The 15,810-nt window shown below is 72.0% G+C and carries 10 protein-coding genes and 1 pseudogene; 1 reads left to right on the top strand and 10 read right to left on the bottom strand.

From position 1 onward, the window contains the following. Positions 1–3 precede the first annotated feature (3 nt). From I4Q55_RS38550 to I4Q55_RS50395, 7 genes are all read right to left on the bottom strand, one after another. On the bottom strand, positions 4–2,253 hold the full coding sequence (locus I4Q55_RS38550; protein WP_206795375.1) for a hypothetical protein: 2,250 nt from the start codon (positions 2,251–2,253) through the stop codon (positions 4–6). Between the two features lie 306 nt (positions 2,254–2,559). Beyond that, positions 2,560–3,597 carry a peptidase gene (locus I4Q55_RS38555; RefSeq protein ID WP_206795377.1) on the bottom strand — a complete coding sequence of 346 codons (1,038 nt, stop codon included), beginning with the start codon at positions 3,595–3,597 and terminating at the stop codon, positions 2,560–2,562. Continuing rightward, complete coding sequence (locus I4Q55_RS38560; RefSeq protein WP_307793429.1) at positions 3,594–4,949, bottom strand: MATE family efflux transporter; 1,356 nt, start codon at positions 4,947–4,949, stop codon at positions 3,594–3,596. Before I4Q55_RS38560 ends, I4Q55_RS38555 begins: the two co-directional genes overlap by 4 nt. Continuing rightward, complete coding sequence (gene pepN / locus I4Q55_RS38565) at positions 4,946–7,519, bottom strand: aminopeptidase N (RefSeq protein WP_206795382.1); 2,574 nt, start codon at positions 7,517–7,519, stop codon at positions 4,946–4,948. The genes I4Q55_RS38560 and pepN overlap by 4 nt, the downstream gene beginning before the upstream one ends. 25 nt (positions 7,520–7,544) lie before the next feature. Next, a complete protein-coding gene (locus I4Q55_RS38570; RefSeq protein ID WP_206795384.1) occupies positions 7,545–8,573 on the bottom strand; it encodes an LLM class flavin-dependent oxidoreductase in 1,029 nt (342 codons plus the stop codon). Positions 8,574–8,607: 34 nt separating this feature from the next. After that, a complete protein-coding gene (locus tag I4Q55_RS50780; RefSeq protein WP_206795387.1) occupies positions 8,608–10,758 on the bottom strand; it encodes a YcaO-like family protein in 2,151 nt (716 codons plus the stop codon). A 95-nt stretch (positions 10,759–10,853) separates the two neighbouring features. Then, on the bottom strand, positions 10,854–10,985 hold the full coding sequence (locus I4Q55_RS50395; protein ID WP_277992058.1) for a hypothetical protein: 132 nt from the start codon (positions 10,983–10,985) through the stop codon (positions 10,854–10,856). Positions 10,986–11,278: 293 nt separating this feature from the next. Between I4Q55_RS50395 and I4Q55_RS51110 the strand changes: the two are divergent. After that, positions 11,279–12,208 (top strand): annotated as a pseudogene (locus tag I4Q55_RS51110) (NAD(P)-dependent oxidoreductase); the annotation flags it as partial. A gap of 73 nt (positions 12,209–12,281) precedes the next feature. Here the strand turns inward: I4Q55_RS51110 and I4Q55_RS38585 are convergent. From I4Q55_RS38585 to I4Q55_RS38595, 3 genes are read right to left on the bottom strand one after another with little or no spacing between them, the layout of a single operon-like run. Beyond that, the gene (locus tag I4Q55_RS38585; protein ID WP_206795389.1) at positions 12,282–13,493 is read right to left on the bottom strand and encodes an MFS transporter; all 1,212 of its coding nucleotides are present in this window, start codon (positions 13,491–13,493) and stop codon (positions 12,282–12,284) included. Beyond that, a complete protein-coding gene (locus tag I4Q55_RS50785; RefSeq protein ID WP_206795391.1) occupies positions 13,480–14,604 on the bottom strand; it encodes a thiamine pyrophosphate-dependent enzyme in 1,125 nt (374 codons plus the stop codon). Before I4Q55_RS50785 ends, I4Q55_RS38585 begins: the two co-directional genes overlap by 14 nt. Beyond that, positions 14,601–15,797 carry a YbfB/YjiJ family MFS transporter gene (locus I4Q55_RS38595; protein ID WP_206795393.1) on the bottom strand — a complete coding sequence of 399 codons (1,197 nt, stop codon included), beginning with the start codon at positions 15,795–15,797 and terminating at the stop codon, positions 14,601–14,603. Before I4Q55_RS38595 ends, I4Q55_RS50785 begins: the two co-directional genes overlap by 4 nt. Positions 15,798–15,810 lie beyond the last annotated feature (13 nt).

Consider the following 15,810-nt stretch of genomic DNA (forward strand, 5'->3'; position numbering starts at 1 on the left):
TCCTCATGCGGGTGCCCCCTTCTTGTCGGTGTTCCTCCTGACGAAATGCCGGATCCCGAAGCCGAACACGGCGGCCAGCAGGCAGCCGAGCCCGGCCAGCCCGGGCACGAGCCACCCCGGCCACCCGGCGACCTCCGGGACCGCGGCGCGGACCGGCAGTTCGCCGGCCGTGCTCGCCCGCGGAGCCGGGACCACGGGCGCATCGGCCGCGCCGAGCCAGGACCGGCCGGCGACGCCCGGCGCGGCGGCCAGGCTCGCCGGGAAATCACTGCTCTCCCCGCCCGGTTTCGAGACACCGCCGTCGGCGAGCAGAAGGCCTCCCAGCGTCTGCGCGGCGGCACTCGCGTCCCGGCCCGCGGCCTGCCGTCCGCCCGCCACGGTCGCGCTGAGCGCGACGTCGACCGGGCCGTTCTCCTTGCCGCCGGTCCTGATCACCCCGCCGGGCCCCAGCGCCCCGTCGAGCGCCGCGACCGCCCGGTCGAGCGAACGGGCCCGAGCGCCGGACATGCCGTCGCCCCGGTGGTTCGCCGGCGCGCTGCCGAGCGCCGTCACCGCCAGTGCGGTCGCCGCGAGGTCGCCGGTCTCGCACTTCCCGGCGGTCAGCTCCTCCGGGAACGTGCCGTCGGCACACTGGCTCGCCAGCAGCCGGTTCACCACCGGCTCGGCGGCGCGCCGGTCGGTCATGATCGTGGCGATCGTCGCCCACGCGTGCCGCCGGACGGAACCGTCGTTGTCGGCGAACGCACCGGTATCGGCAAACCGGCCGTCGTCCTTGCGCAACTGCGCCAGATCCGCCCGCAGCCGGCTGCCGTCCGCACCCGCGAACGCTGCGACGACGGCCAGTTTCGCCAGCGGCTCGGCATAGTTCGCGGGTCCGGTCTCGTAGGGCGCACCGTGGGCGTAGGCCTCGATCGAGCCGGGCTCCAGGAGGAAACGCGTCGCCCGACCGACGGCTTCCGGCTGTTGTCCGAGGGTGCGCAGGGCGAGCACGAGATCGGCCGTGGCGTCGTAGTCGACGTACGTCCGGCTGTCCTGCGTGATCTCGACGTGGTCGCCGCCGACCAGGCTTCGCGCCAGGTACGCACCGAGCCGTCCGGCGGGGGTGCCGGGGGAAGGCGGCGACCCGGCGTCCGCCGCCACGGCTGCGGTGACCGGCGATTCCCGCGGCGGTGTCTTCGTTCCGGGATACCTGCCCGCCCCAGACGTCCCGGCCGGTGCGCCGGCACCCGCGGCGGGTGGCTCATCCGGTGGCGGCGGGAGCAGGTGCTTGCCGTGGACGAGGTCGCGGAAGCCGATCTGCGACAACCCGAGCGCCGCCTGCGCACTGGCCCGGATCCACGGATCCGCCGCGGTGATCCCGGTCCTCCGAGCGTCCACATAGGACTGCGGGGTGTACGCGATCGCGCCGGTCTGGCCGGCCAGACGGTTGCCGGAGTCGGCCGTGGTCACCTGAGCCGCCTTGAGGTAGGCGGTTCCCTTGCGCACCTGCGCGTCCGCTCCCCCGGCGTCGGCAAGTGCCTGCACGATGAGCCCGGAGCTGTTGGTGTTGGGGGCCTCGGTCCCGACTCCGCCGCCCCAGCCGCCACCGGGGTCCTGGTTCGCCGCCAGCCAGGCCACCGCGCGGCCGATGGCGCCGTCGAGCCCGGCCGCGCCGGCGGAGCGAGCGGCGAGCAGCGCCGACAGGCCGATACCGGTGGTGTCCCCATCGGGCGCCGATTGGGCGAAAGGTTTGCCCTCGTTGCACGAGGACAGCTTGTACCCGTTGGGTGTGACGTGGTCCCCGGTCTCCGAGGTCGGGATGTAGCCGAAGTTCACCCGGAAGTAGCCCTCGGTGCACTGCTGGCTCACCAGGCGGTCGATCGCGAGCCGGTCGTTCCGCGCCACCCCGGCCAGCCCGAGGACGCCGAGCGCCTGGCCGAAGACGTTGGAGTCGTTGCTCACGGCACCCGCGAGCTCGGGGTTCTTCGCATAGTCACTCACCCGGCCCCGGTCCGGACCCGAGCGCATGATCGCCGCTTCGGTCTCGGCGACCATGTCGTAGCCACCGAACTTCCGCGGGTCCCGGCCGGCCGCTTCCGCGGCGACGAGCACTTTCGCCGCGGCACCACCGACGATGACCGCGTCATACCCCTGGCCGGGCAGCAGACCCTCCCAGGTGAAGTACTCCTTGGCGTGCTTGCCGAGGTAATCGGCGATCGGTTCCGCGAGCTCGCCGTCACCGCTTGCCTGCAGGGCGAACAGCACATCGATCATCAGCGCGTGGTCGGGCAAACTGCCCCCATCGGGGTTCGGCAGGACGCCGTCGCGCCCGAGCCGGCCGGCGAGCCACTGTGAAACGGATTTGGCGGCAGGCCAGTCCGGTACCGCGGATGCCGCGGGGGCCACGGCAAGGCAAAGGGCCGCCGCGGCCACGATCGTGGCCGTGCCGGAAACCAACCGAACCCCCATGCCCGACCTGTCCCCCGTTGCCGACCCGAAAACCTGCCGACCCGAAACCCGCACAGTAAAAGGACTGTACACCCCGCAGGACCGGGATCCCCAGCCCTGCGGGGCACTTCACTACGGACAGACCAACTCCGGCGCCGACGGCTTCGATCCCGCAGCCGTCAGTTTGGCCAAGCTCGGGGCGCCGAGCCCGAGCACGCCTTGTGCGGTCGCTCGCACGACGTTGTTCGGATTGACCCCGCTCGCGTCGAAGGCGATGGCGCCGCGGTCCGCGGGTGCGCCTTCGCAGCCGACCTGCAGGCTGACCACGAATGCCTTTGCCTTCTGGGCGGCGTGGATCCGCCCACCGGCGCGGAACGCCTGCCCGGCCACGCCGGTGGTGTTGGCGTTCGGCGCGCTCCCCGGGTCACCGTGAGCCGTCGACAGCCCCCCGTTCGCCTGCTGCTTGCCGACAAGCCAGGTCAGCGCCCGCTGCGCCACGGCCGGACGCCCGGCGGCGAGCATCGCCTGGATCACGACGGCGGTGGCATCGGTGTCTCCGACACACGGTCCGGCATCGAAACTCGGCGGGAAGCTGCCGTCAGGGCACTGGGTTCCCGCTTCGAAGTCGACCGCCGCGGCCGGCGCCCCGCCCGGCGTACGAGCCAGCGTGATGATCGCCAGGGCCTGGCTGAAGGAGTTGCTGAAATCGCCGAAGGCGGAGTGATCGGAGAAGCGGCCGGACGGCGTGAGCAGGGCACGCAATCGCGCAAGCAGGTCGACGCCCCCGAAGGCGGCCGGGTCGAGCCCGCGGACCTGTGCGGCGAGCGAAGCTTTGGCCGTGGCGCCGGCGTAGGACTCGGCTGTGCCGTCGCCGGCGTAACCGGACAGGACATCCGGTCGTGCCAGCCAGGCGATGGCGTTGCCGCCCGCGGTGTCCGCGACCTTGGCTGCGGCGAAGGCGAAGATGCCGTCGATGGTCAGCCCCGCGTCGGGAAACTTCTGGCCATCGAATTCGACCTCGAAATGGTTGCCGTCGACCAGCTGACGCGCCAGCCAGCCCGCCGCGGCTTCCGCGCGTCCGGTCGTGCCGGAGGTGGCCGAAGCCGCCGGCGCGAAAAGGGCGGTGACCGACACGCACAGTACCGTCAGTACGATCTGTCTCAGTTTCATTCCGTGCCTTTCCCAGAAGGACTGGACTCGTGTTCGTCCAGAGAACGGTGCGGCAGGCCACCGGCGACCCGCCGCCGGGCCGCGATCAGGCCGACCACGAGGAACGCCGCCCAGAAGACATGGTGCGCGACGTAGACGCCGGACAGCCCGAGCCCGAGCCACCGGCAGAGCAGCCAGCCGACCGGCAGGAACACCGCGTACTCGCCGATCAAGCTGGCCCGCAAGGGGGTCCGGGTGTCACCGTGGGCCCGCAGCACCGCGTTGGTCGTCGCCGTCGCCGCCATCCACAGCACCTGGGCCCAATAGATCCAGACAATCGGCCCGGCCGCCGCGGCCACCTGCGGGTCCTCTACGACCACGCGCAGCATCGCCGGGGTCACCGGTGGCAGGGAGACCACGCAGCACACGGCGATCACCGCCGCGGCGGCGGCAAGTGTCCGTACCACGCGGTCGTGTCCCTCCCGGTCGCCGGCGCCGACGCGGACGGCGAGCAGCGTGGTCCCCGCAGTGGCGAGGCTGTAGATCAGCGTCCACACCGGCCGCTCGACGACATCGAGCGCGCGGACGGTCGCCAGCACCACCGTCCCGCTCGGTGCCAGCAGCACGGTGACCACGACCGACGAACCCACTCCGGTCGCCCCGAGCAACGCACCCGGCCAGCCGAGGGCCCAGGCCTCGTGCCGGAAGTCCGGCCGCCGCAGCATCTCCCGCACGGCGGGTACGGCAATACCCTCGCGCTTCAACGACCGCAACCACGCCAACGCGACAACGGCCGGCGCAACCGAGCCCGCGAGTGTTCCCACGGCGACGCCGAGAGTGCCCCCGCCGAAAGTGAAGAGCAGCGACGTCCCGCCGATGTCGATCGCCGCGGAACAGAGGGTGCCGACCAGCACCACCCGCGACCTGCCGACTCCGGTCGCGAAGCCGCCCAGCACGACGCCGACGGCGAACAGCGGCAGGCCTCCGGCCAGGATCCGCAGGTAGGCCGCCGCGGTCGTCACGTCGACCGCCGAGCCCGCGATCAGGTGGATCAGGGGTTCGGCGAGCAGCATGAGCACGATCACCAGGGGGACGCTGCCCCAGAAGGCGAGGGACGCGGTGTGTTCCGCGCTGCGGGCCGCCTCGACGGGGGCACCCGCGCCCCGGTGCCGCGCGGTGAGCACCTGCGCGGGCAAGGCGAAGCCGTTCAGCAGGGCCGTTGCCACCGCGTAGACGCCGACGGCCGTGGCGCCGGCAGCCACGGCGCCGGCGCCGATCCGGCCGAGGAACACGGTGTCGTTGCCCGAGATGACGACGGTCACCAAGCCACTGAGCGTCAACGGCCAAGCAAGCCGGAGCAGCGCCTTGATCACCGTTCCCCCATTCGTGCGTCGCCATCCGCGTCTTGAGCGCGGAGAGCGACCAGTGTTTCCTCCCTGCCCGCCTTCACAATGCCACGAGCTGCGGCCGGGAGAGTACCTCTCAGCGCCCGATCGGCGGAGGCAAGCACCTCCGGGCTCGCCCGGCAGGCCGGGTACAGCGCTTCGGTCAGGGTCAGCCGTTCCTCTTCGGTCCGGGGTTCCGCCCACAGGCGCCGGATCGCGTCGACCCACGCGCCTTCGGCGTAGGCCGCCAGTACTTCTTCCTGTCCCGGTCGCCAGAACCCCGTGAGAATCGCGTCCCGCGTGGCCAGTGACAGCGACCGCCCGTCGCGGACGCCGTCGAGCGCGGCGGCGAAGGCCTCCGCTTTGGCCGCCGGCTCCGGACGGCCGGCCCAGGCCAGCCACGCCCGCCGATCAGCGGGATCCCCGTCGCGTTCGGCGGCGATGACGTCTTCGCCGATGACGCCCGATGCCGCCAGCCGGATGACGACGTGCCACCGCAGCCCGCGGTCGACGGTCAGGCCGTCGACCGTCACCTCGCCCGACAGGAGTCCCCGGGCGAACGCCGGGTCCGGATCGTGCGTGATCACGTACCGGCACCAGATCTTCTGGTGGGTACTGCCGGGTCCGGCGCCCGCCAGGGCGGCGCGCGCGGCCTCGGCCAGGGACCGGTGCACACCGGGCACCCGGCCGGCCGCGCAGAAGTGGTGGACCGCGTAGGTGGTCTGCCGCAGAATTCCCCGGAGCACGGCCGGCTCGCGCTCGGCCACCGCGTGCCGGATCACCACCTCGACCCAGTCGCGGGTGGGCAGCGACGCGCTGCGCGTCATGTCCCACAACGCATTCCAGCACAGCACGCGGGGCAGGGTGTCCGGGATATCGCTCAGCCGCCCGATGAGCGTCTCCAGGGAGATGGCGTCGAACGACGTTCGCGCGTAAGCCAGGTCGTCGTCGTTGAGCAGCACCAGATCCGCCGCGGGCGCCCCGACGAGCGCCGGGACCGCCGTGCACTCGTCATCGACGTCCACTTCGGACAGTTCAGTACGCGTGAGGGCCCCGGCCTCGTCGCGGTAAAGCCCGATCGCCACTCGGTGCCCACGCGGTGCCGATCCGGGCTCGGCGGGCAGCTGGCGGATCCCGAAGAAGCGGTAGCGTCCGTCGTCGCCCACCACCGTCTCGGCTCGCAGCGTCGGCACGCCGGTGGTCCGGAGCCAGTGCCGGACCCAGTCGTCCACCACCCGCCCGGAAGCGTGGTCCAATGCGGCGAAGAAATCGGTGCGATCGGCGACTCCGAAGGCGTTGACGCGAATGAACTCCCTTACCGCGGCCTGGAACCCGGCCTGGCCGACCCAGTGCTCGAGCTGCCTGAGCAGCGCCGCCCCCTTGCCGTAGACGACGCTGTCGAACCGGCTCAGCAGACCGTCCGTCGTGGCCACCTCGGCCAGCACGGGACGCGCCGCCTGCCCCTGGTCGTCCTCGTACGCCCGGGCCTTCCGGCGGAGGGAGAACTCGACCCACGCCCGCTCACCGAACCGGGTGGCCTCGGCGACGCCCCGCGACGCCAGGTAGGTGGCGAAGGATTCGTTCAACCACAGGTCATCCCACCACCGCATGGTCACGAGGTTCCCGAACCACATGTGGACCATCTCGTGGAACACCACGGTGGCCCGCGTGAGGTGCCGTGCTTCGCCGGGCGGCGAAGGGAACACGAACCGCTCGTCGAGCAGCACGCAGGCCGCGTTCTCCATGCCGCCCATCGGGAACTCGGGGACGAACACCTGGTCGTAGGAGGCAAACGGGTAGGGATGGCCGAAGAATCCGGTGCAGAAGTCGAGGCCTTCCTTCGTCAGGCGGAAGATCTCGGCGGCGTCCAGGTGCGGTGCCAGGGAGCGTCGGCAGTAGAGGTTGAGCGGCAAGCCGTGGTGAGTGTCGCGCACATGATGGAAGGGACCCGCCGCGACCGCGCCGACGTACGTGGGGATCCGGGGCACCGACGTGAACCGCCAGCTCGGCCCGGTACTCTCGGCCGAGCCGTTGCTCACCACGAGCCAGTCTTCCGGAGCGAGCACACGGAAACCGATGCGGGCCTTCAGATCGGGCTGGTCGAAGCACGGGTAGATGCGGTGCGCTTCGAACGGCTGGCATTGCGTGTAAACGCAGGTCTCGCCGTCGGCCGGGTCCTGGAATCGGTGCAATCCGAGACCGGTGCGGGAGTATCCGCTCCGCGCGTGCACGACGAGTTCGTTGCCGGGCTGCAAGTCCGGCAAGCGGATCCGGTGCTCCGAAGCGGCGATCGGGCGGCCGTTGAAGCTGGCGTGCTCGACTTCGTCCGCCGCGAAGTCGATGAACGTGGCGGTGCCTGCCACGGCACCGAACCGCACCGTCGTCCGGGTGGCGAACTCCGTCGGCGCGCGCAGGTCGAGCTCGACCTCGTACACCGGGTCGTGGACGATCGCCGATCGCGCAGCGGCTTCCGCACGCGTCAACGCGGGCGCGCGGTGGTGGGACCGGACGGTGCCGGGCCCACCACCTCCCGCGAGCGGGGAGCCGCTTCCGCTCACGATGGGGACACCTGCTCGGCCCGGCTCACCGCAGGGCTTGCGCAGCGGCTTCGATCACCTCGACGTCGCGGGTCAGCAGGACGAGCGTGCCGACCCGCGACTCCTTCCAGGCGGCGAGCCGGTCGACGATCCGCGGCAGCGGGCCGATCAGGGCGTAGGCGTCGACCAGGGCGTCCGGGACGGCGGCCGCCGCCTCCCGCCGCTTTCCGGCGACGAACAGTTCACGGATCTTCTGCGCCTCCGACTCGAACCCCATTTCGCAGGCCTGGTCGAAGTGCACGTTCGTGACGCCGGCTCCCTTCGGGCCGAGGTAGGACGCCAGGACCTGCCGCACTTCGCCCCGGGCAGCGTCGAGGTCGTCGTCGAGCAGGACGTCGACGATCCTCGCGATCTCCACGTCCGAGGCCGGCCGCCCGGCGCGGCGGATACCTTCGTCGAGTGGCCGGAGCACGACGTCTTCGTGTTCCGGCGTGTACAGGCCGCCGGCCAGCCAGCCGTCGGCAATCTCCCCGGTGAGGGAGACCGTCCGCGGTCCGGTCGTCCCGAGGTAGATCGGGATGTGCGGCCGCGGCGGCGGGTAGAGCAGCTTGATGCCCTTGGGTTCGCTTCGCGCGTCCGGGCCGCGATAGGGGATCTGGTAGTGGCGGCCGTCGAATTCGAGCGGGGCTTCCCGGGCAATGGCCTCGCGGACGATCGTCACGTACTCGCGGAGCACCTCGACCGGGCTGCCGAACGGCCGGCCGTGCCACCGTTCGACCAGCCACGGCTGCGACAGACCGAGGCCCAGCAGCGTGCGGCCGTCCGACAGGGCGTCGAGCGCGGTGGCGGTCTGTGCCGTGAGCGTCGGAGTGCGCGGGGCGATCTGCAGGATGCCGGTGCCGAGCTTGATCCGCTCGGTCTTGGCGGCCAGGTAGCCCAGCACCGTGACGCCGTCGGTGCCGAACTCTTCGAGGCTCCAGACCGACTCGTAACCCGAGTCCTCGGCGGCGCGCACCGCGGGCAGCACCTCGTTCATCGGCTCGCCGGTGTATCCCAGCGCCAAACCCAGTCGCATGCTCGGGACTCCTCTTTCTTTGCTCATCGGTGGTTCAGGCGAACGGGAGGGGATGAAGCACGACGTCCCGTTCGGTGGCCGGGCCGGGCACCCATCCCCGTGCGACGGGCACGGTGTACAGCCGGGTCCCCCCGAGCACGGGGAAGGCCGCCGGCGCGAGCTGGTAGGTGCCCGGCACCACGACTCGCGCGACGTGCAGGCCGGCGGATGCGACGTCGGGTGTCGTGACGTCGACCGAAACCGCCCGCAGACCCTGGGTGCCGAGCGCGCGCAGGTACGCCGCGCGCGGCGGCCCCGCCACCGCGGCGAGCTCGGTGGATCCGGCGGGTTCCCGCAGCCGCCGGATCGGCTCGCCCTGCATGACGGGATCCAGGTAGAGCTGGACGTTCGGGTCGAGTGTCGTGAGGTCGCGCCAGTCCCGGCGGAACGAAGCGCGGTACCCCCGGTCGGCTCGCCATGGCCGGTACGGCGACGGTGAAGCCCGGCCCGCGCGGACCTCCGGCCAGAAATCGCCATCGGGGTCGGCGAGCGCCCGGCCCACCGCGTAGGTGACCAAGGCCTCGCAAAGCGCCTTCTCCGCGGCCGCTTGCGGCGTCGCCCGGCACGCGGAGCCGAACGCCACGAGACCACGAGCCCGGTCTTCGAGGAAGACCCCGACGACGGGCACCTCGAACGCACACGGAATCCGCAGGAAACCCGCGGTGAGACCGGCCGATTCGAGATCTCCCGGCACGGAATCCGGGAGATCTCCCGGCGCCATGCGCAACGCCGAGGCCGGCGCGCCGCTGTACCACCAGATCGTCACGGCGTCGCGCTCGATCACCTCTTCGAGAGCCGCCTGCTCGGCGGCCTCGGCGGACGCTCCCGCGGCGATGCCGGCGAACGCGTGGTTCGCGATGGCCGGGTGTTCTCCCGGCCGGTTGCCGGGTCCGTTCAAGTAGGTCAATGCGGCCGGGACCAGGACGTCACTGCCGGTCAGCAGGTCTCGTCCCGTCGTCCAGGAGGTCTCGAGGTGCCGGGTGAAGGGGACGAACGGGAATCCCGCGCTCGCGTACTGCGCCGGCGAATAGAGGGCGAACTCGGCCGGGTCCAGGACTTCCCGGCCCCGGGCGGCCAGCGCGGCCGCCGAACCGGTGACGAGGTCCGGCGGCACCGCGTTGCCGCAGTACCGTTCGACCGCTTCCCCGATGGCCGCCCGCCGTGCTCGCTCCGCGTCACCCAACGCCGCGCCACTGGTCTCGCGGTCCGCCTGCCAGGACGCGAATTCCCGCGTGTCCGCGATTTCCGCGGTGTACCCGGTGAACGCCCGGGGCAGCCCCGCCATCGGCGGCACTCGCCGGACCCTCGTGACGATGCCGAACCGGCAATCGAGCAACCGCTCCACTCCGCCGGCGGGCACCGATGCGGGCGAGGCCGGCAGGGGCAGCACCGGATGCCGGCTGATCTCGACTCCGTCGACCTCTTGTTCTTGCGCGGCACCGGGGACCGGCCTGCCCTCGAGGTAGGCGAGCACATCAGCGGCGAGCAGCCCGGCGGCGATCGTGACGGAGCCCGGGCCGGGCCACCGTGGCTCCGGCAGGGACGGCTCCGCGTCGAGGGTCGCCCACAGCAGGCGAAGCTCGTCGGCCGCCGCGCTCGCGGCCAGCCGCCGGGCACGAACATCGGCGTAGCGCAGTCCGCCCGGAACGGTCATCGGGCCCAGCCGGATCCGGCCGCCTTCCACGTGACATCGGTGCCAGGCGACACCTTCCGCGGCGCACCGGTCGTCGAGTTCCCGCCAATGGGCGTCGGGCAACCAGCCGGCGCAGGAAACGACCAAGCCGGCTTCGGACGGGAGAGGGCTTTCCGGCGTTCCGTGGACGATCTTCACATGCGAATCCAGGATCGTCGTCAAGGCCGTCGCCACGGGATTGCCCGGCCCGGCCGTTTCCACGAACACCGTGCGGGTGGCGATTCCGGACGCGGTGGTCCGTTGCCCGGCACGCCGGGCAAGCCCGGCAAGCAGTTCACGGGCGGTACCGGTCGGCTCACCGGCCGCACCGGCCAGAGCGGCCTGCGCTTGCCGGGCCACTTGGTCTTCGACCCGCAAGCGGATCAGGATGCCGTCCGGGGTGACGCATCGCCAATCGCCGTCCGACACCGGGTAGAGAAAAAAACCACGCGCCGACAGGTCGCGTCCGAACACGAATGGCACGATCCCCCCAGTGGCCGTCCCCGATGAAGAACCGGCAGCCGACGGTGGTTTTCCGACACCGCCGGCCGCCGGTTCGTCCTCAGTGCTTACTCGCTCTCCTCGTCACCATCCGCGGTGATCCAGCTGAAGGAGTCTTCCACCGCCGGCGTGTGCGCGGCGAGGCGCCTGCGCGGCGCGGTCTCGTCGATTTCTTCGTACTCGTAGCCGTGATCCGCCATTTTCCCTACCCCCTAAATGGGTTGATTGCGCGGCTCCGCAATCCACCATATGCATCCCCGCTCGACACCGTCAAGCGTGCGGGCGCTCCACCATCGAACAGGGTTCAGCGAACCGGGTTCCCCCGGATTCCGCTGCGGCGCACCGTGATCGCGGCGGGATCCGCTTGCCGAAATTCCCAGCGGCCGCGGCCGATTCCTGGAATGATGGTCACGAAGACCCGATCCGGTCGACCGAGGGGAAATCATGCCGAGCGCGGAACCGGAACCGGCCGGCAGCGCCTGAAACCGCCGCCATGACCGACCGCCCCGTAGTGGCCGTGACCCATTGGGTACACCCGGAAGTCACGGAATACCTCCGCGAGTTCAGCACGGTGGTGCTGCCCTCCGAACCCGGCCGCGTCTGGTCCCGCTCCGACGTCACCCGATACGCCGGTCGGGCGCACGCGCTCATCGCGTCCATGGCGGACCGGGTGGACGACGCGCTGCTCGCGGCCTGCCCGGAGCTCGAGATCGTCAGCGCCACGCTCAAGGGGTTCGACAACTTCGACGTCGCCGCGTGCACGCGGCGGGGGGTGTGGCTGGCGATCCTGCCCGACATGCTGACGGCGCCGGCCGCGGAACTCGCCGTAGGTCTGTCGATCGGCCTGATGCGCAACGTCGGCCGCGGTGACCGGCTCGTCCGTTCGGGAGCGTTCGCCGGCTGGCGCCCCGAGTTCTACGGCACCGGGCTGCGCGGATCCCGGATCGGGATCGCCGGCATGGGACGGCTCGGCCGGGCCGTGGCACGACTGTTCGCGGCGTTCGGGCCCGAGCACATCCTCTGCCACGACCGCCACCCGCTCTCCCGGGCCGAGGAAGACGCGCTGGGCGTCCGGAGTGCCGGCTGGAAGACCCTGCTGTCCGGCAGCGACCTCGTCGTCCTGTGCCTGCCCCTGACGGCGGAAACCCGGCAGCTGATCGACACTCCGGCGCTCGATTCGATGCGCAGGGGGAGTCACCTCGTCAACATCGGGCGGGGCTCGGTGGTCGACGAGCAGGCCGTGGCCGCCGCCCTGGAATCAGGCAGGCTGGCGGGGTATGCCGCCGACGTCTTCGCATTCGAGGACTGGGCCACGCCGGGCCGGCCCACACGCATTCCCCAGGCGCTGCTCGCGCATCCGCGGACACTCTTCACGCCCCATCTCGGATCGGCGGTCGACGCCGTGCGCAGAGACATGTCACTCGAGGCCGCCCGGCAGGTCAAGCAGGTGCTCGACGGCGGAGCACCCGACCACGCGGTCAACCGGCCACGACGGCTCACCGGGCTGACTTCCGGCGCCAAGCCGAAGCGGAACTCACGGCCCCCAGCACAAGCACCGCGATCACGCCGGCGAACACGGCGTCGTAGCCCCAGCCACCCGCCAGCATCCCGCCGGCGAGGAGCGGGCCGCCGGCACCGAACGCGGCGGCGGGCAGGTTCTGCAGGCCGTTCAGCGTCCCGTAGGCGTCCGGATCGGCCTCGTGGGACAGCACCAGCGCGCGCAGGGGACCCTGCGCGCCGTACCCCGCTCCGAACATGATCACGCCCGCGCCGAATGCCACCGGTCCCGCGGCCAGCACCACGAGCGCGACCCCGAGCGCGGCGAACACCACGACCGCGACGAGGAGCCGGGCGGCCCGCACGATCCGGGTGAGCACGGCCAGCGCCAGCCGGCTCGGCGGGCTCGACACGCCGATCAGTCCGCCGATGGCCGCCGCGGCGACCGGGGTGAGGCCGCGCGAGGCCAGGTACGGCACGAGGTAGACGAAAACGACGTGCGCAGCGAGCATGATCAGTGCACCGCCGAGGGTGAGGCCCCAGAACCAGCCGCTGCGCACGACGCGCGACACCTCGCGCCGCGATCCGGCCGGCGCAGGCCCGTCCTCGCGCTGCCACGGCCGCCCGTGCCGGAGGAGCAGGGCGTGCAACGGCAGCGCGACCAGCAGCTGGACGAGTCCCATCACCACCAGCGTCGCTCGCCAGCCCGTCGCGTCCGCCAGCCAGCCGGCCAGCGGGACGAACACCAGCGACGACGTCCCGCCGACGAACGACAGCACGCCCAGCGCGGATGCACGGTGTTCGGGGAACCACCGGCCGAGAACGGCGAAGGTCACCGGGTAGTAGGTCAGCCCCATGCCCAGCGCGTGCAGTCCCGACCACAACGGAAAGAGCCACCAGGCATCGTGGACGGTGCTCATGGCGAGCAGGGCCGCCCCCGATGCGGCCGAGCCCGCCACCATCGGCCCCCGCGGGCCGAACCGGTCGAGCAACCGGCCCGCGAGGAGGCCGAACAAGCCGCTCATCAGCATCCCGGCCGAGTAGACCGCGGCCAAGGTCCCCGGTCCGGCACCCAGGTCCCGCTGCCAGGGCGCGATCAGCACGCCGAACAGGTACTGCGACGTCCCGTAGGAGATGATCGCGGAGACACCCAGGCCGCCGGCGAGCCGCCACCAGGCCGGTGTCGTCGTCGCGCCCCTAACGGCGGGCACCGGCCGCCACGGCCGTCCGGAACCGGTCCGTCAGCTCGGCGAGCCCGGCCGAAGCGCTCGCCCGCGGGTGCACCTCCTCCGGCGTCGGGACCACGTCCAGCACGCAGAGCACCGGTCCCGGTGCCCGCAAGGCCCAGCGCATCGTCTTCGTCAGGTCCTCCCTGGTACCGCAGGTGATCACCGAATCGTAGCCGAGCCCCGCCCCGAGCGCAGTCCAGTCCACAGTGGACGAGATGCTGCCCTGGCACCCGGTCGATTCGTAGCATCCGTTGTCCACCACGACGTGCACCAGATTCCGCGCGCCGGCGGCCGGCACCGTCGCCCCCGTCCCGAGGTGCATCAGCAGCGCACCGTCGCCGTCGAGCACGACCGTGCGAAGGTGCGGGTGCGCGATCGCGAGCCCGAGCCCGATCGCCGCGGCGTGTCCCATCGAGCCCTGCATGTAGAACGTCCGGGCCCGGTCCCGCTCGTGGTTGGCCTGGCGGGACAGGTACCCCGTCGTGGTGACCAGCAGCTCGTCGCCGAGCTCGGCCATCAAAGCAGCCACCACGAGCGGTCTCGTCAGCGCGTCGTCCGGGCGCTCGGCGGACGGCACCCGCCCGGCCGCGGCGAACGTGCCTCGGGGAACCAGCGCGAAGAACGGGAGTCCGGCACGCCGAGCTCGCCGCGCCTGCTCGAACAGCTCCGCCAAGCCATCGGGTTCACGGCGCACCACGGCGTGCGGCACACCCAGCGCGTCCAGGATCGGCAGCGATCCGCCGCCCATCGCGGCGTGTTGCGGTTCGTCCGAGGCCGGGTCCGGCCAGCCCCGCAACGTCATCGCCACGAACACCGGTATCCGGCAGGGCAGGAGCAGCGACGCCAGCGGATTGACCAGATTGCCCAGACCGGAGTTCTGGCAGAGCACCGCGGCGGGCGTACCGCCGAGCTCCCACCCCGCCGCGAGGGCCAGCGCCGCGCCCTCGTTGACCGCCGGGGTCAGCCGGCCGAGCCCGTCGAACAGCGCCCAGGGTCCGGCCAGCTGGCCGCACGGCACACCCGTCACCCTGCGGACGCCGTAGTCTCGCATGGCCGCTGCGAATTCCGCCGCGGAAAGCTTGTTCTCGCTCACCGTTCCCCTCTCCCCTTTTCGATGGACGCCGGTTCACGCGGCTGGGCGAGCGCCGCAAGACCGGCGAAAACCAGCAGCCCGAAACCGACACCGAGCCCCGCGCCGATCCCGCCGGGCCCGTCCGACACGAACCCCGCCACCACCGGCCCGATCCCCTGCCCCAGCGCGAACCCGACGGTCAGACCGGCGATGGCCGACGTCCACTGCCACGGCGGGAGCAGGCGCCGGGCAGCCGAAGACACCGCCGTCATGACGTTCAGGAACGCCAGGCCGAACAACACCGCCGAAACGAACGCGGCCTCCGCACCGTGCCACACCAGCGGCAGTCCCGCGCCGATCGCGAGGACCGCCAGCACCAATGCCGCCCCGGAGCCCCCACGCAGCCCGCCCAGCACGGCGCCCCAGAAGAAGCCGCCTGCCACCGCTGCCAAGCCCAGGACGACCCAGAACGCCGTCACCTCGCCCACCCCGGCACCGGCTTGCACGAGGTAGGCGACGACGAACGTCATGTAGGCGATGTACCCGACCCCGAACAGGCCATAGGCGAGGAGCAAGGCCGCAACCGGCCGGACGGGCCAGCGCCGTGGCCCCTTCTCGCCTTCACCGGCGGGCGCGGGGGCGCCGTCACGGGCCGCGCGGACGGCCACCACCGCCACGACGAGCACGGCCGAGGCGAGGCCGCCCAGCACCAGCCAGGCCGCGCGCCAGCCCCATGCCGCCAGCACCACGGGGACAACGGCACCGGAGATCACCATGCCCAGTCCGCTCCCGGCGAAGTAGATCCCCAGCAGCAGCGTGGCGAATCGGTCGGAGCGGCCCAGCCCGGCCCGTGATGTGAGTGCGCCGCCGACGACGAAGCACACCGCTCCCGTGCCCCCGGACAGGGCACGCAGCAGAAGCAGCGCCGGAAGTTCCGAGGTCGCGGCCGAGGCGAGCAAGGCCACCGCCGTCACCGCGATGCCGCCGAGGAACGCGCCGCTCTCGCCGGTCCGGCGGGCGAGCGGCGCCGCGATCAGCGCACCGGCCAGGTAGCCCACCGCGTTCGCCGTGTTCAGCTGCCCCGCGGTCCCGAACGACCACTGCAGGTCGTCCCTCATCGCCGGAAGGACGAGGCCATAGGCGAACCGTGCGAAGCCCAGCGCCACGACCGGGCCTGCGGACAGGCCGAACGCCACGGCCAGCGGGCGGGACATCGGATCGACCTTA

Origin of the sequence: Amycolatopsis sp. MtRt-6, from assembly GCF_017308975.1 — a bacterium.
Classification (GTDB): domain Bacteria; phylum Actinomycetota; class Actinomycetes; order Mycobacteriales; family Pseudonocardiaceae; genus Amycolatopsis.

Excerpts from the sequence above, each read along its gene's own strand:
- I4Q55_RS38550 (WP_206795375.1), bottom strand. The coding sequence starts at position 2,253 with ATGATCGATGTGCTGTTCGCCCTGCAGGCAAGCGGTGACGGCGAGCTC.
- I4Q55_RS38555 (WP_206795377.1), bottom strand. The coding sequence starts at position 3,597 with ATGAAACTGAGACAGATCGTACTGACGGTACTGTGCGTGTCGGTCACC.
- I4Q55_RS38595 (WP_206795393.1), bottom strand. The coding sequence starts at position 15,797 with ATGTCCCGCCCGCTGGCCGTGGCGTTCGGCCTGTCCGCAGGCCCGGTC.
- I4Q55_RS50395 (WP_277992058.1), bottom strand. The coding sequence starts at position 10,985 with ATGGCGGATCACGGCTACGAGTACGAAGAAATCGACGAGACCGCGCCG.
- I4Q55_RS38570 (WP_206795384.1), bottom strand. The coding sequence starts at position 8,573 with ATGCGACTGGGTTTGGCGCTGGGATACACCGGCGAGCCGATGAACGAG.